This window comes from Calothrix sp. PCC 6303 (assembly GCF_000317435.1).
Classification (GTDB): domain Bacteria; phylum Cyanobacteriota; class Cyanobacteriia; order Cyanobacteriales; family Nostocaceae; genus PCC-6303.
Genome location: NC_019751.1, coordinates 6,733,801 through 6,757,521 on the forward strand (window position 1 = coordinate 6,733,801; position 23,721 = coordinate 6,757,521).

Sequence of the window (23,721 nt, forward strand, 5' to 3'; positions counted from 1 at the left end):
TCATCAGGTGCCTGATGGTAAACAGTTGTTTGCCATCGTAATTGGTAAAATTATTTTTAGAAATCACCTAAGCTAGATAAAGGAAACCTCAAGAGTAGTAATCATGATTTTGCCTGGAACAACTGTCCGCGTTAAGAACGTCGCAGATACCTACTATCGTTACGAAGGACTCGTTCAACGGGTGAGTGATGGCAGGGTTGCCGTGCTGTTTGAAGGTGGTAACTGGGATAAATTAATTACCTTCCGTTTATCCGAGTTAGAACTTGTAGAAACAACAGCAGGACGTAAAAAAGCTAAATAGATAGGAAACTACAAAGGGTTATTTATCTCTTTTAAGTTGTCAATTGTTAATGTAGAAGATTTTGTGGAGTTCAAACTCAACCAAACACCTTCAACAAGCAAATACTTCATGGCGATATAGCGAATTGTAGTAATCGGTTTGCAGGCAATAATACAAATAGCAAAAGCTAATGTAGTATCTGCCTGCAAGCTATTCCGTGAGGATTCGCTGGCAGTTTAGCAACTTGCAATTTCAGATTTAAGTCAGATTTAAGTAAGTAAACGGGAATAAATACAACCTATTCAAAACTATTTGGGAGAGAGCTACCTCAAATATTTGTGCTTATCCCTAGTCACTTGTAAGGGAGTAGTAAGGACTATCTAATGTCCGTTGCCTGATCATAACTATGTACTTTTAACGCCGACCCACCACCTACGTTACTTACCTTATGTATCTATGCTTATGTATCTATAATTTTTGATTTTTTACCAATATGCGCCTCCCACTGCCACAATTTGATCGAAGCGATCGCCATCCTAATCATATCGGTGAAGTCATCGAAACTTCTACCCGTGAATTCTTGGCTCAGTGTTTAGAACCTGACGATTTGAGCTTTCCTTCAATGCCACCTTTTGGTAGTTGGATTGAAGCAAAGGACGAAGAATCCGGAAATAAGGTCTATGCTATAGTATATTATGCTACTACTTCTCCAATCGATTCAGTACATCGCGCTAGAGCTTTAGGATTGTCTTTAGAAGATTTGCGAGAGGAACAACCTCAAATATTTGCAATGCTTCAAACCGAATTTAGGGCAGCGATTGTCGGTTTTGAGTCGAGCGGAGACAATGAAAACTTTGGTAGTGGAATATATCAGTATCTACCCCCCAGACCCCCGCAAATTCACCAAGCAGTTTATCAGTGCGAACCAGAAGCAATTATCCGATTCACGGAAAAACTCGACTTTTTGCGGACATTACTAACAGTTAGTAACGCACCCGTGGAATCTTTGATTGCCGCAGCAATTCGTGAAGTATATCAATTGCGGAAAGCTGATCATGAATGGTTAGTACAAGCTGGACGTACTCTCAATGTCTTGCTTAAAGATGATTATGACCGTTTGCGGTTTATTTTGAGTCAAATTCATCCATAGAACCCAAAAATGGGAAAATGATTATTGTGATACAGCAGTAGACACATCATCGTGGCTTCTGGAGTACAAACAATAAAAAGTATTAAATCAGTGAACAGTCAACAGTCAAAAGTTATCAAGGCTTATGGTGGGGGATTTAAACCCGCCACCAACGCCCACCACCTTCTTTGTGGGGGACTCTTATTCCCAACGATAAACACATCACTCTTGACTGATAACTGGTAACTGATAACTGATAACTGATTAAATCTTATTTAGCTTGTAGTTAAAGACTTCTGTTTATTTCCAGCATTCTACTGATTACATTTTTATCGTTATTCCTCTCAGTCCTACCCATGGAACTAATTTTACAAGTTCTGGCGTTAGAACCTAGCTCTCAAGTTCTCAGCAAGGAACCCATTGTTCCATTTGCGATCTTGTCGGTGGTAATTCTAGCGGTACCGATCCTATTTGAACGCTTGAGAATCCCTAGATTTATTGGGTTATTGACTGCGGGAATTGTACTTGGTCCCCACGGTTGGAATTTACTGCAAGCTGACTTAAAAATTATTGAGCTAATGTCCAATATTGGCTTAGTTTACCTAATGTTTGTCGTCGGAATAGAGATTGACATTACCAAATTTCGTCAAACTAAAAATTTATCTTTGGGATTTGGTAGTTTTACATTTGCCATACCCCTATTTGTCGGGTTAGTGATTGGACGTTTTCTGAATTTAGAATGGAGTACAGCCATTCTCTTGGGTTCCCTACTGGCTTCTCAAACGCTGTTAGCATATCCGATTCTCAACCGTTTAGGAGTAGTGAACAATCAAGCAGTAAAAGTAGCAATTGGAGCAAATATTGTTACTGACATTAGTTCCTTATTTGTCTTTGCTATATGTATAGCCGCTTATACCCATCAACTGAATATTTTTTCATTGCTGACATTATTTGGTTGGTTAATTATCTACGGAACTACTATCTTAGTTGGCTTTGATTGGGCTGGAAAGGAGTTTTTTCGACGTAGCGGTGAAGACGAGAGCAACCAATTATTATTTATATTAGTAGTAATATTACTGGCAGAAGTAGGGACACAAATACTGGGAATTCAAAAAATTATTGGAGCCTTCCTTGCGGGTTTAGTTGTTAATGAAACTTTGGGAGAAGGAGCCGTTAAAGAAAAAGTTATATTTGTGGGAAGAATTCTATTTATACCAATTTTCTTTGTCCACTTAGGTTTAATACTTGATTTTCCTAGTTTTATTCAGAAATTTGATAATTTAAAACTGGTTTTAATAATTAGCCTAGGATTAATTATTAGTAAATTCGTTGCAGCATTTCTAGCCAAAATAATTTATCAGTATAATTGGCGAGAAACTATTACAATGTGGTCATTATCACTGCCTCAAGTTAGTGCCACAGTAGCAATTACATTTGTTGGTTATCAAGTTGGTTTACTATCATCAGAAGTCTTTCATAGCGTGATTGCAGTCATGGTGATGACATCTATTTTGGCACCTTTGATTACCAGTCAAGTTGCAGTGGGTTTAGTTATTCCAGCAAGCAAGTTACAGTCTCAGCCACATCCAGGATATGCAACAGCAGCAGTCCGAGAGAGCAATTATCGAATTTTAGTACCAATTTCCAATCCCCAAACCCATCAAAATTTGATTGAGATGGCAGCCTTAGTGGCAAAACACAGAAATGGTAAGATTATACCTTTAGCGATCGCTACTGCGGCGGCGCATATGGATGCACCACATCTGGAAATTTCGTTACAGCGCAGTGAAAGATTATTGACTAAGGCTGCGGCATTATCACAGCTTTTGGAGGTAAAATCGGAGCCGTTATTACGAATTGATGATGCTTTTGCTCAAGGAATTTGTCACGCTGCTAGGGAACAGCAGGCAAATTTAATTATCATGGGGTGGGGAAAACGCACCGGAATTAGAGCGCGATTATTTGGAAATGTGATTGATAGTGTACTTTGGGCTTCACACTGCCCGGTAGCGGTGACACGCTTAGTGGAGTCACCGAGCAAAATTCAGCGAATTTTGGTACCAGTGGAAAATTTGACCTCTCCAACTTTAGAACCTGTTAAACTGGCTCAGATTTTGGCAGAAACAAACCAAGCCCAGGTTACTGTTTTAAATGTATGCGATCGCCGAACCAGTTCTAGCAAGATTGCAGCTACGCGATCGCATTTAACCTCAATCATATCAAAGTTGGCACTGACCAACCCTCCAGATATCCAAATTATTGCCCATGAAAATGCTTCCCAAGCAATTCTTCAAGCTGCAAGGTTGTATGATTTGGTGGTACTACCCTTTACCCGTAACCGCGCTATCTCGGATGGTTTGGGAATCAGTGATGTCACAACCCAGTTAGCCCGACAACTTACTTGCTCAATTATCATGCTGGGAGAGCCACAACGCCATCAAATTCCTTCACAATCTCCCGGAGTTGTCAGCACTACGGCAGTTATTGGTTATCAGTAAGTACGAATTTTGTCAAGATATTTAGAATTTAATCATCAGGAAAATTTAAATATAAATTACCTGAACTTTATCTAGTTAAAGACTTTATAAATTATCACAATTTTTGAGGTCAAGGGTCAGTGATATTTGGTATTTTGCTAGTGATATTTCATTCAAAACAAAATTTCAAAACACAACTAAACCTCATCCATGATGAAACCTGTAGTTGCTAACTATTCAAATGCGTCATTGTGACGTAAGCTAGACGCAAAGCGGCTTGTTGCAGACTAACATAAGCCCGTAGGGCTGGCTACGCCTACTGAGGGTCTTTGTGAAAAACTACAGTTCTTAAAGTAGACGAGGTTGATATCAAATCAAATTTGTCTAAAATCCTACCATCTATGTAATTATTTATGACGTGTCACAAAGACCTCAGCGTTTTTCGGTGAGGAACTTCATCTGACTTAGTGAAGTGGTGAGATTAATAGTCTTACCACTCCGTCAAAATTAATAACATAAATAACTGTAAATTTTGCGGGTTTAAGCCTCTGCCTAACGACAGCAGATCGTTTTGGGTAGGGACGGTGGCTTTTTGTGGGAAACTTCCCCCACAGATGCAACTTGTCTAAATCCCGGTTACAAAGGAGACTTATTGGTTGTTACTCATTACTTGTTTTTTAACTGCCTAAGTAGTATTTATTTTAGCATCTATGGTGACTAGCTATACTAGTAAAAAAAGTACAAAACCACAGTCATTACTCATAAGTCATCCTAGAGAAATGAGTAAGAACACCGTGTTTATGCTGTATTTTTACGACATAGCTGGGTATTCTAAGGAAAAGCGATACTCCTTGGGATTTACTAAGCGATCGCGCTAGCTCGAACTTCTATACGCAGTAAGGAAATTATGAGAATTTTGGTGACGGGTGGAGCTGGTTTTCTGGGTTCCCATCTTATTGATCGATTGATGAATGCCGGACATGAAGTTATTTGCTTAGATAACTTTTATACAGGTAACAAGGAAAATATTATGAAGTGGCTAGGAAATCCCCACTTCGATTTGATCCGTCATGACATTACAGAACCAATTAGGTTAGAAGTAGATCAAATATACCATTTGGCTTGTCCCGCATCCCCGGTACATTATCAGTACAACCCAGTAAAAACCGTGAAAACCAACGTCATGGGGACTATGAATATGCTGGGTTTGGCAAAGCGTGTCAAAGCCAGATTTTTCTTAGCTTCCACCAGCGAAGTTTACGGAGATCCTGACGTTCATCCCCAAAGCGAAGAATATCGGGGTAATGTCAATCCCATCGGTATACGCTCCTGTTATGACGAAGGAAAACGTATTGCAGAAACCTTAGCCTTCGATTATTACCGCCAAAATAAGGTAGATATTCGCGTAGTCCGAATTTTCAATACCTACGGACCACGGATGTTAGAAAATGACGGTCGCGTAGTCAGTAATTTTATTGCCCAAGCATTACGTAAAAAACCTTTAACAGTTTACGGTGACGGTTCACAAACCCGGAGTTTCTGCTACGTTTCCGACTTAATTGAAGGCTTTATTCGCTTGATGAACAGTGACTATGTTGGTCCTGTCAACATTGGGAATCCTGGAGAATACACAATACTCCAACTAGCAGAAGCTGTCCGAGATTTGGTAAATCCAGGTTCAGATATCAACTTTGAACCTTTACCATCCGATGATCCGCGTCGTCGTCGTCCCGATATCACCAAGGCAAAAACCTTGTTAGATTGGGAACCTACTGTTGCTCTCCAAGAAGGATTAAAACTGACAATAGAAGATTTCCGTTCTCGGATCGAAAATAGTCAGTAATTGATGGGAAGTAATGGCAATCACTTGGGTACACTAAAGCAAGCAAAAGGGCAACCAATCTAACTAAGGAATACATATTAAATAAAATGCAAGTTTTGATTTTGTGGAGTAGGCAATCCTATCTCCATAACTAGGAGCGCTCAGTCCTTACCTCCGGTACACTTCGTTCCGACAGGCTCAGGAACCATCGAACGCTGCCCATTCCACAAGATATGTATATTATTCAATTGTGAATCCTAAGAAGTTTGTCGAAATACCCTAACTCCAATCTCCTATTTTCAATCCATTAGATCCCAAGATCCTTAAATTGTCTGCGGGAATTCAACTCTATCCAAAATTTGGCGAGTGAAAAACCGTCTATTGAATACCACCCCTAAACAGCGAGGAATAAAACATGCGTGTTTGCGTTATTGGTACCGGTTATGTTGGCTTGGTGACAGGTGCTTGTTTAGCACATGTTGGACATGATGTAATTTGCATCGACAATAACGAAGAGAAAGTCAAGTTAATGAAATCTGGGCAATCACCCATTTTTGAACCAGGACTTTCAGAGATTATGCAGGCTGCGATTCAAAGTGGCAAAATCGAGTTTAGTAGTGATATTGCTGCGGGTGTTGCCCATGGTGAAATTTTATTTATTGCGGTAGGAACACCCCCACTACCAACTGGTGAAAGTGATACCCGTTATGTTGAAGCTGTAGCTCGCAGTATCGGTGCTAATTTAACAGGTGGTTACAAAGTCGTTGTAAATAAATCCACAGTTCCCATCGGTTCTGGTGACTGGGTACGGATGATTGTCCTAGATGGCATTGCTGAACGCCAAAAACAACTAGTTACAGCTGGAAGCGCACCCGCAGAACGTCTCCCAGAAAGTGCTGAGTTTGATGTGATTAGTAATCCTGAATTTTTACGTGAAGGTTCAGCAGTATACGACACATTTAATCCCGATCGCATAGTTTTAGGTGGTAATAGCAAGAAAGCGATCGCATTAATGGAGAAACTCTACTCTCCCATTGTTGAGCGGAAATTTGCGGAGAATCAATCTTTACCTCCAGTCCCAATATTATCCACAGATCTTAGCTCTGCTGAGATGATTAAATATGCTGCTAACGCTTTCTTAGCCACTAAAATTAGCTTTATTAATGAAGTTGCCAACATATGCGATCGCGTTGGTGCTGATGTCACCCAAGTTGCCAAAGGTATCGGTTTAGACTCCCGCATTGGTAACAAATTCCTCAATGCTGGTATCGGTTGGGGTGGTTCCTGCTTCCCCAAAGACGTTTCAGCATTGGTTCATACCGCTGATGACTACGGTTATGAAGCCCAACTTCTCAAAGCTGCTGTTAGCGTTAATGAACGTCAACGCTTAATTGCCCTAGAAAAACTCCAACAAGCACTAAAAATTCTCAAAGGAAAAACCGTTGGTTTACTTGGTTTAACCTTCAAGCCTGACACAGACGATTTACGCGATGCTCCAGCCTTGAATCTGATTGAACAACTCAACCGTCTAGGTGCAAAAGTTAAAGCATACGATCCAATTATCTCCCAAACTGGTATGCGTCACGGACTTTCTGGTGTTTTGGTAGAAACTGATGCCGAAAGACTCGCTGATGGTTGCGATGCTTTGGTATTAGTCACAGAATGGGAGCAATTTAGCAACTTGGATTACGCCAAAATGGCAAAATTAATGAGTCACCCAGTAATGATTGATGGTCGTAACTTCCTCGATCCTGAAGTTATGACAAGAGCAGGTTTCCAATATATTGGGGTTGGCAGATAAACTGATTTTTTCCCCACAAACTTCGTAGAGACGTAGCAGTGCTACGTCTTTATAATTTATGTGAATTTATGTGTAATTATACTGATTGAAAAATCATTGCAACACATAGACAATCTGTAGCGGTTTAACAATGCTCATACGTGTAAACTTAACGCGAAACCCAGATACCGACTAGGAATGAACTCCTCGGCGGGTATGGAAGCTAGCAAATAAGACATCTGTAGCTTAAATTGACACCAATGATAAATGGCAGGCTGGTTAATTGATGAGTAGATTGACCTTCTACCCTTAACCACGGTAAAGATTAATAGTGAGTTCTTTTGTACTTCTAAATACAGAATTTTTTTCTAAAGCTTATATTAAGCTTTACCCGGCTATAACCATACAAATCATCTCAGTGCATTTCACCGGAACCAACTTTGCCTTAAAATCCTTAGTAGACCAATGATTTTTTTGTGCCTAAAATTCACATTGGCTGGCACAAAAGCAGCATAAAAACAGTTGCGGATGCATTTTTTGTATCAAAGCAGCTAAATGAATATCACATCATACAGATAGGAATGATTGGGAGATAAAGGAATGCGCGATGCAATCACAAGTTTAATTAAGAATTATGACGTTGCGGGGAAATATTTCGATCGCACTGCCATTGATAGCCTCAAATCCTATTTTGCTAGCGGTACTGAAAGGGTACAGGCAGCAGCGACAGTAAATGGGAGTGCTGCGGCAATTGTCAAGCAAGCTGGTTTAGCTTTATTTGATGAACTGCCTGAGTTGATTCGTCCAGGTGGTAATGCCTATACAACTCGTCGTTATGCGGCTTGTTTGCGGGATATGGATTATTATCTCCGTTATGCAACTTATGCATTGGTTGCCGGAAATATGGATGTACTTAACGAGCGCGTGTTACAAGGTTTGCGGGAAACTTATAATTCTTTGGGTGTTCCCATCGGTCCTACGGTTCGCGGAATCCAAATTATGAAGGATATTGTCAAAGCGCAGGTTGCAGCTAGTGGTGTGGCTGATACTGGCTTTGTGGATGAGCCTTTTGATTATATTACTCGTGAGTTGAGCGAGACCGATATTTAGATATTTGGTTAGCTGCACATAGTAAGTAGTTAAACAAAATTAATTACACAATATTAAGGCATGAAACCCTTATCCAGACTAAATACTTGTGTGTAAATAATTCTGCGCGATTACTTATGTCAGCTAATTGTGGGGGTACAGTGATGCTGTACCCTTTTTTATCTGGATTTGGTGTGAATATTACTTTAAGTTACTTAATGCTTTTCGCATTCCATCGCAAATGGCTAAACAACGGCTTGACACTTTACTGGTAGAACTAAATCTTTGCCCTTCTCGGAGTTTGGCACAACGACTAATTCAAGCTGGGGAGGTGACGGTTGATGGTATGGTAGTGGATAAAGTTGGTACAGAAGTGAATGCGATCGCGCAAATCAAAATCAAGCAAAAATCCCGTTTTGTTTCTCGTGGTGGAGAGAAGCTAGCTAAGGCTTTGACGGTTTTTGATATTCATGTGGCAGGACGTATCTGTTTGGATGCAGGCATCTCCACTGGAGGATTTACAGATTGTTTGCTGCAAGCTGGTGCGAAGTTGGTTTACGGTGTCGATGTTGGTTATGGACAGGTTGATTGGAAGTTACGTAATGATGCGAGGGTGGTTCTACGAGAACGGACTAATATCAGGCATTTGACAGCCGCAGATTTATATAATAATCAGCACTCGAATCCCGAAGAATACGCAGACTTAATTGTCGTAGATGTATCTTTTATTTCGGCTACCAAGATTCTTCCCGCTTTATGGCAACTTTCCCAAGCACCACGAGAAGCCCTGTTACTGGTGAAACCACAATTCGAGGTCGGTAAAGAACGTGTGGGAAAAAAGGGGGTTGTCCGCGACCCTAACGACCATGCAGAAGCGATTTTTCAAGTTTGGCAAACAGCAGAAAACTTAGGTTGGGGTTATCAAGGTTTAACTTGGTCGCCAATTACTGGTCCAGCGGGTAATATCGAATACTTACTATGGTTGAAGATGGAGAGTGTAATTCCATCTCCAGAGTTAGGGGAAATTAAAGAACTGACAAAATCTGCTGTCGCGGAAATTCGGAAACAGTGAATAGGTGACAGGGAACAGGGAACAGTGAACAGGGAACAGGTAACGGTTAAAATATGAACATATCCTTAACAACCAACGAAAATCATTTGACTTCTGATTCTCCTTCCTCACCCCAACCCACATTCATCTTAGTAGATGGACATTCCTTGGCATTCCGTTCCTATTATGCCTTTGCAAAGGGAAGCGATCGCGGTTTGCGGACAAAGACGGGAATTCCGACGAGTATTTGTTTTGGCTTCATCAAATCTCTACTAGAAGTCATAGCGACACATCAACCGACGAATATAGCGATCGCATTCGATCTCAGTTTACCAACTTTCCGCCATGAGGCTGCTGAAACTTACAAAGCTGACCGTAAAGAGACACCTGAAGACTTTATTATTGACTTGGCAAATCTCCAAGAGTTATTAGCATCTCTAAATATCCAAATTATTACATCTCCTGGCTACGAGGCAGATGATGTTTTAGGGACTTTAGCTCAAAAAGCCGTAGCAAACCAGTATCAAGTTAAAATTCTCACAGGCGATCGGGATTTATTTCAACTCATAGATACAAATCAAAAAATTACTGTTCTTTATCTGAATAAAGAAGGACTGCGACGCAACGGAACTGGAGGAAATGAATTTAGTCCCGATGATGTCAAAGAAAGCATGGGTATTTTACCCTCACAGGTAGTTGATTATAAAGCTCTTTGTGGTGATACTTCAGATAATATTCCAGGTGTTAAGGGAATTGGAGACAAAACAGCAGTTCAACTACTCAATACCTATGGTTCATTAGAAAATATTTATGCTTCTTTAAATGAAATTAAAGGTGCAACTCAAAAGAAATTGCAAGAAGGTAAGGAAGATGCGGAAAAATCCCGTTATCTTGCACAAATAATTTTAGATGTACCTTTAGATATCGATTTGGAAAAAACGAAATTACAAGGTTTTGATCAAAGTCATTTGATTCCCATTTTAGAAAAGCTAGAGTTAAACTCTTTTTTAGGGAAGATTAATCAGATTCAGCAACGATTTGGGGGTACAACTGCAAAAGCTGAAGAGGAAAAGCAACCTCAAAAAGATGTTATTTATAACGATAGTAATGACTTTGATTTGTGGTTTTGGAGTGCTGAAGAAACCGATAAAGCGAGAAATTCCATCATTGCAACTCAAGCTTTAGTTAAACCTTGGATAGTTGATACAGAGGATCAATTATTAGAATTAGTTAAAATCCTCAAAAAACTAATAAATCGAGAAACACCAGTTGCTTGGGATACAGAAACCAGTGCTTTAGAACCTCGTGATGCTGAATTAGTTGGAGTCGGTTGTTGTTGGGGAAGCGAACCTAATCAAGTTGCATATATTCCTATTACCCACACGGCAGGTAATAACTTAGATAAAGAAGTTGTTCTAAATTTTCTCAAACCGATCCTCGAAAGTGAAAAATATCCCAAAACCTTTCAGAATACAAAATTTGACCGCTCAATATTTCGTTGTCAAGGAATTAACTTAGCTGGAGTCATATTTGACCCCATGCTGGTAAGTTATGTAATTAACCCTGATGCAAAACATAGTTTAAATGAAATTTCCAGCCGCTATTTGGATTTAACCCTAATTAGCTATCAAGACTTAGTTCCCAAAGGTAAAACCATAGGTGATGTTGATATTGCCAAAGTTGGATACTATTGTTGCTTACAAGTTCATGCAACATACCAACTTGTAGGAAAATTAAAAGCTGAACTGGAAACACTTCCCCAACTGCAACAACTATTAGAATCAATCGAGATTCCCCTAGAACCAGTTTTAGCGGAAATGGAACATCAAGGAATTAGGGTAAATTCTGCATATTTAGCAGAACTTTCTCAACAACTAGAAACAGACTTAAAAAAACTAGAAATCCAAGCTTACGAAATTGCAGGGGAAGCATTTAATCTAGGTTCACCCAAACAACTTAGTCAAATTCTATTTGAAAAACTCGGTTTAAGTACTAAATACTCTCGAAAAATTCCTACAGGTTACTCTACAGATGCAGCAACATTAGAAAAGTTACGTGATGTTGATGAAAGTGGGTTAGTTGAGTTAATTACAGAAAATCGCACCCTAGCAAAACTAAAATCTACCTATGTTGATGCTTTACCATTATTAGTCCGTACAGATACACAACGACTTCATACTGATTTTAACCAAACTGTCACATCTACCGGACGGTTATCTTCATCCAATCCTAACTTACAAAATATCCCCATTCGTACAGCCTTTAGTCGGCAAATTCGTAAAGCATTTATCCCAGAATCAGGATGGTTGATGGTAGCTGCTGACTACTCCCAAATCGAGTTAAGAATTCTCGCACATTTAAGCCAAGAACCCGTATTAGTAGAAGCTTATCAAAATAATCAAGATATTCATACAATTACCGCCAAATTAATCCTAGAAAAAGATGATGTCACAGCAGATGAAAGAAGAGTTGCCAAAACAATTAACTTTGGTGTGATTTATGGAATGGGTTCTTTAAGATTTTCCCGTTCAACAGGTATTGATAAAAATCTTGCTAATGAATTCATTAAGCGTTTTTACACCCGCTACCCCCAAATCTTTGTATATTTAGAAGGGGTAAAAAAACAAGCAATTTCCCAAGGTTACGTAGAAACAATTTGCGGTCGTCGTCGCTATTTAGAGTTTAATGGGAATAGCCTCTTAAGTCTCAAAGGTGTAAATCCTGATGAAATAGACTTGAGTAAATTAAAAAATTTGGGTCCCTACGATGCTGGATTATTACGTGCAGCAGCTAACGCACCAATTCAAGGTTCTAGTGCTGACATCATCAAAATTGCCATGATTGAAATGCACAAAGTTTTGAAAGATTATCAAGCACGGTTATTATTACAAGTCCATGATGAATTAGTATTTGAAGTTCCACCGGATGAATGGCAAGAATTGGAACCAAAAATCAAATTAGCAATGGAAAATGCACTCAAACTAACAGTTCCATTACTAGTGGAAGTTCATGCTGGTGACAACTGGATGGAAACTAAGTAGGTTTAGGATTTTAACAACTTAAGTGGTTGGATAGAATTAATTGTACAATGAATGTCATTACGAGCATAATGACTGTAAATATTTTTGTCCAGGTACTTAAATCAGAATTAATACCAATTTTCAGAAAGAATGAGACAGATGAGTGGGTGAGGCTTTTGCAGTGCTAAACCCCTACTGGTTGTCTATATGTTGCAATCATTTTTTGAATTGGTATAATTTTTGAAATCTAGTCTAAAAAATGTAAAAAAAAATAGTTTAATATACTAAAAACTGGTATTTAATTAGTATTAAAATCTGAAATTAGGTAAATTTTTATGAATAATGCCGTCAGAAAAACTTCACCAGCGCTATTTAGTCTCGGCTTATTTTGTTTCTTCCTACCATTTACCACAGTTTCTTGCCAAGAACAGCAGCTAACAACATTTAATGGAATTGAATTAGCTGGGGGTAAGGAAGTTAGGACACCAAGTATATTAGGTTCACCATCAAAATCGGAAAAAATACCTGGTGAACCTTTAGCGGCACTGGCAATTCTTTCAGGATTGGTGGGATTAGGAAGCAGCTTTATTAAAATTAAAAGAAGTGGTATTATCCCGACAGGTTCGGCAGCAGCAGGTTTTATTCTGTTATTAATGTTGAAAACAAAAATTGATGATACAGTTGCCAAGGAAGGGGCTGGTCTAATTTTAGTGAGCTATGGTTTAGGATTTTGGCTAGCTTTTATTATTTATGTTTCGGCAATGTTAGTCAATATCTACGGTTTGATTATTGAAAAAAATGAAAGTGAAGCTATGAAGGCTGGGGAATCAAAGGTTACTTCAGATAGTGAAAATTTTTAAAAACAATTGAATAGTAAGAGAGACGCGACACCCTACGACTACGGCTGTCGAGCGAAGCCGAGACACGCTCAGGGTAAATGTCTTGTCTCTATATCGAACCTATAAAAGTCTAATTCATCATACAATCGATTGCTAATTCGGCATGAGCTAGTAGGGTATTTTTATCTAATAAACTGACAGAATATTGAGGTGTGATGGCAAGTAATTCATCAATTCTTTGTTTTGCACTAGAAATAACCGACTCATGCAAGCTACCGTTACTCAAAGAAGTTGCAAAATCAGATGCGATCGCATAAACTCTTTCAACCGTAGAACTTGGTAAGTTGCGAGAAACAATAAATAGATCACACCCTGCATTTACAGATTGTGCAACTGTTCCTGGGTGGGTAAATAAATCAGCAACAGCTTTCATATCCAAATCATCCGACACCACCACACCGGAAAAACCTAATTCCTGACGCAACATATCCTTTAAAACTAGTTTTGAAAGAGTCGCAGGTGCATTTGCATCGATTTTGGGAAACAAAATATGTGCTGTCATCACCAATGGGACACCCGCTGCAATCAATTTTTGGAAAGGAATCAATTCACGCGATCGCATTTCGGCTTTAGTGAGGTTTAATACTGGTAGCTCCAAATGCGAATCAGTACTAGTGTCCCCATGTCCAGGGAAATGCTTGGCACAACCAGTAATTCCCGCTTCCCTAAGTCCTTGGAGGTACTCAACAGCATGGAGGGCAGCAGTATCTTCCGTAACACCAAAAGCCCTTGGTCCAATAATTGGGTTATTAGGGTTAGAAAAAATATCCGCCACTGGAGACCAAGATACATTAATTCCCAGGGATTTTAATTCTATTCCCGTCGCTTTCCCCACAGCAAATGATCTTTCCCCATAAAATGCAGCATAGGGAAACCGAGTAATCGGTAAAGGAGAACGCACCACCCGACCCCCCTCATGGTCTATTGTGACAAACATGCGATCGCGTTCTGCATACTGCCTAACTTGATTCGTTAAATCACCCAAACTTTCAACCCAAGCATCGTAAGGGACATCTTGACGAAAATTCGCCGCAAAAAATATCACCCCTACAGGATTTAAATCCCTGAGAAGCTTTTTGTCATCATCACTTAATTTTGTACCAGAAACACCCAAAATTAGATGATGACCAAATTTCCTTGTGTGTGCCAATGAAGTCATAAAAATTAGCTGAAATTTAGCTTAATTCTCGGACAACAACGCCAAAATGTGAAATGTAACGTAATGCAACGTATAATAAGAACGGAAAACCCTTAATAAATATTAAAGAAAGTAAGATAAATGCGAGTAGCGATCGCCGGAGCAGGTCTAGCAGGTCTTTCCTGTGCTAAATATCTGACTGATGCTGGTCATACTCCCATTGTCCTGGAAAGCCGGGATGTTTTGGGAGGCTTAGTAGCAGCATGGAAAGACGAAGATGGCGACTGGTACGAAACTGGGTTGCACGCTTTTTTCGGTGCATACCCTAACATGTTGCAATTATTCAAAGAACTGGATATCGAAGACCGTTTGCAATGGAAAGAGCATTCGATGATCTTCAATCAGCCAGAAAAACCAGGAACCTACAGCCGATTCGATTTTCCCAACCTACCAGCCCCTTTCAATGGAATTGCGGCAATTTTGCGTAACAACGATATGCTAAGTTTGGGGGAAAAAATTGAATTGGCAAAAGGGTTAGCCCCAGCAATGTTACGTGGACAAAAGTACGTTGACTCTACAGACAAATATACTTTTTCACAATGGTTAAAACTCCAAGGTGTGAGTGATGATGTTCAACAAGATATCTTTGTTGCAGCCGCAAAATCACTCAATTTTATTAACCCTGATGAAATCTCAGCCTTAGTACTTTTAACAGCCTTGAGTCGCTTTTTACAGCAAAAAAATGGTTCACAAGTAGCATTCTTGGATGGTTCACCCACCGAACGCCTATGTCAACCACTTGTAGATTATATTACATCCCAAGGTGGCGAAGTCCGCGTAAATTCACCATTAAAACAGATTTTACTCAACGAAGACGGTAGCGTTAAAGGCTACTTGATTCGAGGTTTAAATGGGGCAGAAGACGAAATCATCACAGCTGACTTGTATGTATCCGCCATGTCAGCAGATGTGATGAAAGTCATGACACCCGAAACTTGGCGGCAAAACGAGTTCTTCCAAAAACTTGATGGTTTAGAAGGGGTGCCAGTAATCAACATCCATTTATGGTTTGACCGTAAACTTACGGATATTGATAACCTGCTATTTTCCCGTTCGCCCCTACTTAGTGTCTACGCTGACATGAGTAACTCCTGTAAAGAGTATGCTAACCCCGATCGTTCCATGCTAGAGCTAATTTTTGCTCCAGCAGACGAATGGATCGACAAGTCAGAAGCTGACATATTAGAAGCTACCCTAGTGGAGTTGGAAAAACTTTTTCCCCAACATTTCGGTAGTGAGAATCCAGCAAAACTACTTAAGCAAAAAATAGTTAAAACCCCACGTTCAGTTTACAGAGCGACTCCCAACCGCCAAGATTATCGCCCGAGCCAGGTAACACCCATTAACAATTTTTATCTTGCGGGGAGTTACACCATGCAACCATTCCTCGGTAGCATGGAAGGTGCCGTGCTTTCTGGTAAACTAACAGCGCAAGCGATCGCACAAAATGCATCGTCCCCTGCCGCGAAACCCTCGCCAGAGCAAACGCAAACCCTTCAGCCAACGAATGCTGCAACTGCCTGATTCCCCCCCATGCATGAAAATATCCGTCTCTGCGGAAGAGTCTTACCAACTTTGCCGCCAACTCACAGCTAAATACGCCAAAACATTTTATCTCGGCACAATGCTGATGAGTCCAGCGAAGCGAAGCGCGATCTGGGCAATTTATGCTTGGTGCCGGCGTACCGACGAATTGGTGGACGGACCACTAGCTGCCATTACCACTCCCGAAACCCTGGAAGACTGGGAAAAGCAGCTAGAGTCGATTTTTGCTGGCATACCCCAGCATGACTTTGATGTCGCCTTGGTGGATGCCCTAGAGCGTTTTCCCATCGATATCCAACCATTTCGAGATATGATTTCTGGTCAAGGAATGGATTTGTATCGAAGTCGATATGAAACATTTGACAAATTATATCTATACTGCTACCGCGTCGCTGGTACCGTTGGTTTAATGTCAACAGCCGTCATGGGCATAGACAACCAACGTTACACCACACCGTGGAACTGCCATCAGCAGCCCTATATCCCCAGTCAAGAAGCGATCGCACTCGGCATCGCCTGCCAACTTACCAATATTCTCCGAGATGTTGGTGAAGACGCAAGGCGAGGCAGAATATACATTCCCCTCGAAGACTTACAACGCTTCAACTACACCGAAGAAGAACTATTCGCTGGTGTCGTTGATGACCGTTGGAAAGCTCTAATGCGCTTCCAAATCGCCAGGGCTAGAGAATATTATGTTCAAGCAGAAAAAGGAATCAGTCACCTATCTGCTGATGCTCGTTTGCCAGTATGGGCAGCACTAACTCATTACAGCCGGATTTTAGGTAAAATCGAAAGCAACGGTTACAATACCTTTAGTCAACGCGCCTATGTCCCCCAATGGCAAAAACTAATTAGCTTGCCTCTGGCTTGGGTGCGATCGCAAGTCCTCTAAAAGTACTCTTTTTAGGGCAATTTACACTCCAAAAGAAACCGGGCTTTTCACAGCCCAAAATTTAGATTCATCAGATTTTTCTCGGCTTGATTCCCAAACCCGGTTTCCAATTATTTTCTTCCTTCCACTATCTCAGATTTTATTCATTTTGGGGGTTGACAAAGAAGTCAACATTAAGTACATTTATTATTTGTACGCCTGGAGCGGTGGCTGAGTGGTCTAAAGCGCCGGATTGCTAATCCGGTGTACGGCAGGTAACTCCGTACCGAGGGTTCGAATCCCTCCCTCTCCGTTTTAGGATACTTCCTAGACCTTTGTGAGGTTGTGAATCACTTATTCCCATGATGGAAACTTCCCCTGTGAAGCCAAATTTTGAATTAGCTGATTTAACAAATCCATAAAGCTTTTTTTGATGCCTGTCCAATCAATATTTTCTTCAACGAAAATATCGTAAAGGAAAGAAACTAAAAGAATTTCGCCTTTTGGTAATAATTTTCTTAAGCCATCCATAAATAGGAATATGAGGGTGAGTTTTAGCCAAATGAGCGCTAAAGAGTGTGGCTCTCCCTTAGTTCCTTCTGGATAGATAATTAAAATATCACCCTGAGATAGAGCTTCTGAGCAACTGAGTAATGGGTTTTCGCGGTGACTTAAATTGTGACGTTTAAGACTAATAATATTGAGAATATTTAGGGAAAACCAGGCTAGAAGAGAATTCTTGAGAAAATAATCCTCAGCTACCACAGATCGCAATTTTTGTCGCAAAAAAGTATCGAAATCAGAGCAAAGTATTCCAAGTAAAAAAATCCTCAATCGTCGTTGCGTAGCTTGCGAACCTAAGGTTAGAGGAACGAAGTTGCTTGCATCCTGCAGGGTAGCAATCCCGTAATATCCAAGTTCTTGCGTATAGCCTACGGCATTCAAGAAAGGCGAAGCCGCCCTGAAAGGGCTAGGGCTTATGCTTCATTCCGCTACCCTACGGGAACGCTTACCGTAGGATGCCCGCAGGGCTATAGAGCGTTTCTTGTATGCCCAAAGGGCTTTACGCTCCATACTACGAAACGGAGAAGCAAACTACGCAATGACACATGAGTGTTAGTTGTTTTGAGCGTCTAGGGGGATATTTGACTATCCCTTTTAAGCAAGTCTTAAAGAATCTGCCTTTCTTGAGAGGGCAGAGTGTCAATACTACTTATCTTCTTCAGCTAACACAATTACAGGTAGAGAAAGACTAGAATTTATTTCTAAATTAATCGATGCAATTGCATCTGAAGAAGTTTGTTGTAATTCCTTTAACAACGCAACACTCTGATCCAGTAGTTTATCAACATCAATCCCACCAAAAACAGATGGGTAACGGCGGAGACGATTACTACCTTCACCAAGGAGAATCATCGCACCGCGTAAATTTTTGTTCCCCAAGTGATACAGGGCTACAGCAATCTGTAAAATGCCCTGATAAAAGCTTTTTTCTGGCTCTGTTGAGTCAATCCACAGAGCCTCTAGGGTGTCATGGCAGGCATAAAACTGTCTTGTGTTGAACTGTTCTATGCCTAGCCAATATTCCTCTGGCATTTCTGCACTCATCCCATAGTATCCCGGACTTCCTTAATGGTTTGGAGGGAGATTTCTTGGCTTTGTCCAGCAAATTCATTGTCGGAGGTGAGGAATAACATACAATGGCATTCCTTGCGCTCACGCATTGGTACACAGGGACAGTTCCAAAATGCAGCTGAAACTTCGGCTTCTTTATCTTCGTAGTGGCGACAAGGACATAAAGGTGCTCCCAGTTCGTCTTTGTGTTTGGCAAGCCCTTCAATTACAACAGCAGTAACGGAAGGTTCGGAGCAAAAATAGGTACCTGTGCGCTTTGCGTATTGCTCGGAAAAATGCCGCATCGCTTCAAGATTTTTGTCGGTGGACTGTGTGCTAACCTCTGGTGAGAGCATAGGATCGGTATCTCGTAAGTTTCAATGTTTCTTTGCATTGTACCGCAGCCTACAGATGCAAGTACTGGGGAAAGTTCCCCATATATTTTAAATAAGGGGCAGGGGAAGCTGGGGAAGCTGGGGAGGTAGGGGAGGCAGGGGAAGCTGGGGAGGCAGGAAGTATAAGGAACGATTTAAGACTCGACTTCTCAACTACTAGCGGTTAGCGAATAAACCGCTTTATCTGGGATTGTAATTAAAATTATAATCTTCCAGAGGGTCGCGCCTGGTGGATTGGCTGGGGTTAAATCCGTTATTTCTGGCTCTTCTACGTAAATCTCCCACATCTGGAGAAGCATTTACAGCTTCTTCAATGCTAATTTGTCCAGTGAGCATCAATTCACACAGGGCTTGGTTCATGACTTGCATTCCATCAAAAGTCGATGTTTCCATCAATTCATAAGCTTCACTGTCTTCACCTTTAAGCAGACAATCCTGCATGGTTGGGGTGTTGAGTAAAATTTCTAAGGCAACAGTACGGGTGCCGTTGACAGTGGGTAGTAATTGTTGAGCAATAACTGCCACTAGACAATCGACGATTTGGACACGTATAGCAGCTTGCTCATCGGGGTGATAGATATTTAGTAGGCGGTTCACAACAGCGATCGCATTTTTGGTGTGAAGCGTACCAATTACCAGGTGTCCCGTTTGTGCTGCTTTTAGTGCCGTTTCCACCGTAGTGCGATCACGCATTTCCCCAATTAAGATCACATCTGGATCTTCTCGCAAAACTGACCGCAAAGCATCATGAAATTCGTGGGTGTGTAAACCTACTTCCCGCTGACTAATGAGGGATTTTTGGGAAGTGTGAACATATTCAATCGGATCTTCGATAGTCACAATATGTTTTTGGGCTGTTTCGTTGAGGAAACGAATCATTGCCGCCATAGTTGTGGATTTTCCCGAACCTGTGGGACCTGTCACCAAAACTAAGCCTTGTTTTTTGGTAATAATATCTTTAAGTACTGCTGGCAATCGTAAACTGTCGATGGAAGGAACGTCCAAGGTAATCAACCGCAGCACCATCGCTCCACCAGTCAAGGTTTGAAAACAATTCACCCGACATCGCAAAAGTTGCGGGTAAAAAATTCCCGTATCCAGTTCTTTGGTTTCAGCATATCGCTGTTGTTGGGAAGGGGTCAAAATTTCCGCTAGAAAGCCTTCAAAATGCTGGGGGGTAATTATTTCCCCTTTGCTATAAATCACCATTTGTCCGCGAACCCGTAGCCGTGGCACCTCACTGACTCGAATATGAATATCTGAAGCTTGTTGAGCATAAGCATCCCGAACAATTTGTTCGATAGTCATTATTTTTGGCAGCAACCTTGGAATTGGCGGCTGATTTGGGGTGGGAAAGTTAGAGACTTTTGGTGATTGAAAGGGTGACGCGGTTGATTCTTCCATTACTGCTTCCTCTTAGGCAGATCAGATTGGGTTGATGGTTACAGAAGATCAAGCAGCTTGCCTGTTTCTACTTTAGTTAACCGTGAACCTACTTAGATTAGCTAATGTACACCCATCTCAGTTAAAGTACACAGCTTTGCCTCTGGCTTCATAGTGATTTCATAAAAATCCTTAGCTAGTGTGAATTCTAGGTATTGATAGGTTAATTTGGAAAGCAAATTAGAAATTAATTATTAGTAGCTGGTGATGAGAACGTCACCAGATAATTGTTACAGTTGTGCAGGGAATTTTTCACACTATGAAACTTATTAAACGTCTTGTTAACTGGTTAGAAATTCGCGCATGTTTTCCTAGCTATGCGGGTTGGGTGTTAATTGCTATCTGTATTTGCTTTTTTGGAGCGGCAATTAATACGATGGCTGGATGGTTGTATGCCATTAGTGGGATTAGTGTGGCATTACTAGTGATTTCGGCAATTTTACCACCGCGATCGCTGACTAATTTAAAGTTAAAACGTCGTGCGATTCTACCAGTGACAGCCGGGGAAGATTTATTGGTGGAAATAGAAGTGAGTAATCCTGGTAAACAAGAGGTTAGCTTGCTACAAGTAACGGATATATTGCCCTTGGTTTTGGGTAAACAAGTGAAGACTGCAATTTATGCGATCGCATCCAACAACAATCACCATTGGCAATACTATTATCCCACCCAACGCCGAGGTATTTACCGCTGGCAAACTGTCGAACTCCAAAGTGGCGCACCTCTAGGTTTATTTTGGTGCCGTCGTCCTCGTGAATGTCCCGCTACAGCCATAGTTTATCCAGAAGTCCTAAAGTTAACTAACTGTCCCCTAGTGGATGCCATGGGACGAGATGATAGCAAACAAAGCGACCCAAGCGGTAGCCCCTGGCAAGCTGCCACAGAGGGTCTTGTAAGGTCTTTGCGCCCCTATCGGATGGGAGATCCAATTAGGATGGTACATTGGCGTACAAGCGCCCGCTATGGCGAATTGCGTGTACGAGAATTGGAAGCAGTGACGGGGGGAAAAGATGTCATTATCGCTTTAGATACTGCTGCCACCTGGGAAAGCGAGAATTTTGAGCAAGCTGTAACCGCTGCTGCATCCCTATATTTTTATGCTCAACATCAGGCAATGAATGTTCGGTTATGGACTGCGGGGACTGGCATCGTGAAAAAGCAGGGGAGCAGGGAGCAGGGTGCAGGGGAGAACAATCAATTACAGGGCTACCCCCTTTCCTCTTCCAATGACACTGTACTCGAAATCCTCGCAGCGACTTATCCCCAAGAAGATGCTGTCACTAGGGAATTACCCCGTCACCCAATTATTTGGCTCACTCCCAACCCTTTAACATTAAAAAATCTTCCCAGTGGTAGCCGTTGGGTGCTGTGGCAAAATTCTACAACAGCATCGCAAACAACTACAATTAACCGAGATTTTCCCGGCATGATTATTCAAGCTGATGAAGTTCTGCAACCTCAATTGCAAAAAACTATGATGTAGTAGACTGTTAGCTTTGGAAACATCCCACTTTTTTAACCAATGCCCTGGAAGGGTATCGCTACACGGAGAAAGCCCAACTCCGTGGGCTAAACTCGTTCTTAGCGTGCGGTAGATGCGTAGCGTAGCGTGTCGTCTTACGACATAGCGGCTTCTCTTTGAGTGGCAGGGTTTCTTTGTATAGCCTGTGGGAATTTGAATTAAATTATTTTCACGTAACCTGCGCTTGCCCTTAGAAGTTTACTTTTAAGTATTCCGACTATAATTATTTTTTATTTTTTGTCCGATTTGTGGCAATTTTAAGCTGAGATTTCCCCCTGCCCCCTGCTACCTGCTGCCTGCCTTTGACTTGACGACGGATTGCAGGTTTGCGCTTTTTACTTGTCTTTAATAATCCTTGAATACCTTGTTTTTTGTAACGTTTATAGGCAGAACCAACAGAATCACTGACATAGTGGCTCATTGCCCCCAGTTCTAAACCAAGAAATAGCACCAGAAATTCCTGATTGTAGACAAGAAGGGAATGCATAATCTCTCCAGTTAGTTGTTGCCAGTTTAAAGCCATATTCCCCAGCTTTTCGACTACCACCAACAATATCAATGACGGCAACAGCAAAATCATGACAAAGTACAGTACTCGTAATGTTGTCCCAATCACCGGACCATGGGATAAAAAAGAACGATGTCGCAAACTTTTTTGATAAGGCAACCAAATCCAACGTAACCAACCCCAGCGCTGATACTGTACCGAGTAAATATCTAAATCGGGACCAAACATCAACCCACCCAACATAAACCCACTGGCAAGTAATAAGGTGAGATTACCATTACGTGTATGCCAGAATGTCATCCCCACCACCATGGGTAAACCCCATATAGTTATGCGATCGTGCGTTCTTCCAGAGGGCATATTTGGGTACTTTGTCTTATTTTCTAAGCAAGTATAGTATTTTTCACAGCCCCATGCAGATCTTAATCTCAAAACTTTTTTCCAAAACACTAGCGCTATAGAAAAAAGTTTGCTATATTATATCTTGGCGAAACAAAACGGACGGTTAGCTCAGTTGGTAGAGCTCCTGCCTTACAAGCAGGCTGTCACAGGTTCGAGTCCTGTACCGTCCATCAAAATATTTATAGTTTTAGAGCGAACTCCTATAACTTTATAGATGTCATAGCTAGAAAGCTTCGTCTCACCCGATGATAAACCATCATCAAACGGTGAACGCGATCGCATTCACCGCAAAACCGGGAAATAACTGACAACCAATTACCTATCGCTTGGCGGTAAAATACTCAAATCCACTTCATTTTGGGAAAGAATATTAATTAAATTGGGGTCTTGAATCAAGCTAACCTCTTTTAAATCGGGGTCTTGCTTAACCTTGACAATCGCTGTCGTTCTATCTGAGGTTAAACTAACTTTCTCCACTTTGCCGTTTTTTACTTCCTGAACAAACCTGCCATATTCCCAAGTTTCTCTTGGCATCACTGGCTTTTGAATACACCCGCTTAAGGTCAGCAGAATAATAATTGTCAAAAGTCTCTGCATTATCATACGTCAAACATTTTTTAGTCCCAATTTTAAAAAACAATGCAAGTCCTAGATAAACCCCACCCCCTAACTT

At 41.0% G+C, this 23,721-nt stretch carries 19 protein-coding genes and 2 tRNA genes; 14 read left to right on the forward strand and 7 right to left on the reverse strand.

The features are described from left to right. Window positions 1-103: 103 nt before the first annotated feature. The 9 genes from CAL6303_RS27360 (at window position 104) to CAL6303_RS27405 (ending at window position 13,508) form a co-directional block, all read left to right on the forward strand. Window positions 104-301: an NAD(P)H dehydrogenase subunit NdhS gene (locus CAL6303_RS27360; protein WP_015201087.1), complete on the forward strand. Its 198-nt coding sequence runs from the start codon at window positions 104-106 to the stop codon at window positions 299-301. Window positions 302-773: 472 nt separating this feature from the next. Continuing rightward, the gene (locus tag CAL6303_RS27370; protein ID WP_015201088.1) at window positions 774-1,430 is read left to right on the forward strand and encodes an HAS-barrel domain-containing protein; all 657 of its coding nucleotides are present in this window, start codon (window positions 774-776) and stop codon (window positions 1,428-1,430) included. Window positions 1,431-1,765: 335 nt separating this feature from the next. Then, entirely contained in the window at window positions 1,766-3,907 is a 2,142-nt protein-coding gene (locus tag CAL6303_RS27375; RefSeq protein ID WP_015201089.1) for a cation:proton antiporter, read from the forward strand. 886 nt (window positions 3,908-4,793) lie between these two features. Further along, window positions 4,794-5,729, forward strand: coding sequence for a UDP-glucuronic acid decarboxylase family protein (locus CAL6303_RS27380; RefSeq protein WP_015201090.1), 936 nt, complete (start codon window positions 4,794-4,796; stop codon window positions 5,727-5,729). A gap of 394 nt (window positions 5,730-6,123) precedes the next feature. After that, window positions 6,124-7,509 (forward strand): UDP-glucose dehydrogenase family protein, encoded by a 1,386-nt coding sequence (locus CAL6303_RS27385; RefSeq protein ID WP_015201091.1) that lies wholly within the window; start codon window positions 6,124-6,126, stop codon window positions 7,507-7,509. A 579-nt stretch (window positions 7,510-8,088) separates the two neighbouring features. Then, complete coding sequence (gene apcB, locus CAL6303_RS27390) at window positions 8,089-8,598, forward strand: allophycocyanin subunit beta (protein WP_015201092.1); 510 nt, start codon at window positions 8,089-8,091, stop codon at window positions 8,596-8,598. 220 nt (window positions 8,599-8,818) lie between these two features. Beyond that, window positions 8,819-9,649: a TlyA family RNA methyltransferase gene (locus CAL6303_RS27395; protein ID WP_015201093.1), complete on the forward strand. Its 831-nt coding sequence runs from the start codon at window positions 8,819-8,821 to the stop codon at window positions 9,647-9,649. Window positions 9,650-9,702: 53 nt separating this feature from the next. Next, window positions 9,703-12,669: a DNA polymerase I gene (gene polA / locus CAL6303_RS27400; protein ID WP_015201094.1), complete on the forward strand. Its 2,967-nt coding sequence runs from the start codon at window positions 9,703-9,705 to the stop codon at window positions 12,667-12,669. Window positions 12,670-12,983: 314 nt separating this feature from the next. Further along, window positions 12,984-13,508, forward strand: a complete 525-nt coding sequence (locus CAL6303_RS27405; protein WP_015201095.1) for a hypothetical protein — start codon at window positions 12,984-12,986, stop codon at window positions 13,506-13,508. A gap of 109 nt (window positions 13,509-13,617) precedes the next feature. Here the strand turns inward: CAL6303_RS27405 and nagZ are convergent, their stop codons facing one another. After that, the gene (nagZ, locus tag CAL6303_RS27410; RefSeq protein WP_015201096.1) at window positions 13,618-14,706 is read right to left on the reverse strand and encodes a beta-N-acetylhexosaminidase; all 1,089 of its coding nucleotides are present in this window, start codon (window positions 14,704-14,706) and stop codon (window positions 13,618-13,620) included. A 120-nt stretch (window positions 14,707-14,826) separates the two neighbouring features. On the opposite strand from nagZ, the gene pds reads away from it, so the two are divergent. From pds to CAL6303_RS27425, 3 genes are all read left to right on the forward strand, one after another. Beyond that, on the forward strand, window positions 14,827-16,269 hold the full coding sequence (gene pds, locus CAL6303_RS27415) for a 15-cis-phytoene desaturase (RefSeq protein ID WP_015201097.1): 1,443 nt from the start codon (window positions 14,827-14,829) through the stop codon (window positions 16,267-16,269). Then, window positions 16,253-17,185, forward strand: coding sequence for a 15-cis-phytoene synthase CrtB (crtB, locus tag CAL6303_RS27420; RefSeq protein ID WP_015201098.1), 933 nt, complete (start codon window positions 16,253-16,255; stop codon window positions 17,183-17,185). The genes pds and crtB overlap by 17 nt, the downstream gene beginning before the upstream one ends. A 200-nt stretch (window positions 17,186-17,385) precedes the next feature. Beyond that, window positions 17,386-17,477 (forward strand) — tRNA-Ser (locus tag CAL6303_RS27425). Between the two features lie 41 nt (window positions 17,478-17,518). Here the strand turns inward: CAL6303_RS27425 and CAL6303_RS27430 are convergent. From CAL6303_RS27430 to CAL6303_RS27445, 4 genes are all read right to left on the reverse strand, one after another. Further along, a complete protein-coding gene (locus tag CAL6303_RS27430) occupies window positions 17,519-17,950 on the reverse strand; it encodes a 1-acyl-sn-glycerol-3-phosphate acyltransferase (RefSeq protein ID WP_203225941.1) in 432 nt (143 codons plus the stop codon). A 423-nt stretch (window positions 17,951-18,373) separates the two neighbouring features. Continuing rightward, window positions 18,374-18,772: a DUF309 domain-containing protein gene (locus CAL6303_RS27435; RefSeq protein ID WP_015201100.1), complete on the reverse strand. Its 399-nt coding sequence runs from the start codon at window positions 18,770-18,772 to the stop codon at window positions 18,374-18,376. Next, on the reverse strand, window positions 18,769-19,134 hold the full coding sequence (locus CAL6303_RS27440; RefSeq protein WP_015201101.1) for a ferredoxin thioredoxin reductase catalytic beta subunit: 366 nt from the start codon (window positions 19,132-19,134) through the stop codon (window positions 18,769-18,771). Before CAL6303_RS27440 ends, CAL6303_RS27435 begins: the two co-directional genes overlap by 4 nt. A 219-nt stretch (window positions 19,135-19,353) precedes the next feature. Further along, window positions 19,354-20,577, reverse strand: a complete 1,224-nt coding sequence (locus CAL6303_RS27445; RefSeq protein WP_015201102.1) for a type IV pilus twitching motility protein PilT — start codon at window positions 20,575-20,577, stop codon at window positions 19,354-19,356. A gap of 298 nt (window positions 20,578-20,875) precedes the next feature. On the opposite strand from CAL6303_RS27445, the gene CAL6303_RS27450 reads away from it, so the two are divergent. Further along, window positions 20,876-22,099, forward strand: a complete 1,224-nt coding sequence (locus tag CAL6303_RS27450) for a DUF58 domain-containing protein (protein ID WP_015201103.1) — start codon at window positions 20,876-20,878, stop codon at window positions 22,097-22,099. 262 nt (window positions 22,100-22,361) lie between these two features. On the opposite strand, the gene CAL6303_RS27455 is transcribed toward CAL6303_RS27450, so the two are convergent. After that, window positions 22,362-23,006: a metal-binding protein gene (locus tag CAL6303_RS27455; RefSeq protein ID WP_015201104.1), complete on the reverse strand. Its 645-nt coding sequence runs from the start codon at window positions 23,004-23,006 to the stop codon at window positions 22,362-22,364. Between the two features lie 139 nt (window positions 23,007-23,145). Between CAL6303_RS27455 and CAL6303_RS27460 the strand changes: the two genes are divergently transcribed. Further along, window positions 23,146-23,218 (forward strand) — tRNA-Val (locus CAL6303_RS27460). Window positions 23,219-23,363: 145 nt separating this feature from the next. Here CAL6303_RS27460 and CAL6303_RS27465 read toward each other — a convergent pair. After that, the gene (locus CAL6303_RS27465; RefSeq protein WP_339374023.1) at window positions 23,364-23,651 is read right to left on the reverse strand and encodes an ATP-dependent metallopeptidase FtsH/Yme1/Tma family protein; all 288 of its coding nucleotides are present in this window, start codon (window positions 23,649-23,651) and stop codon (window positions 23,364-23,366) included. Between the last annotated feature and the right edge of the window lie 70 nt (window positions 23,652-23,721).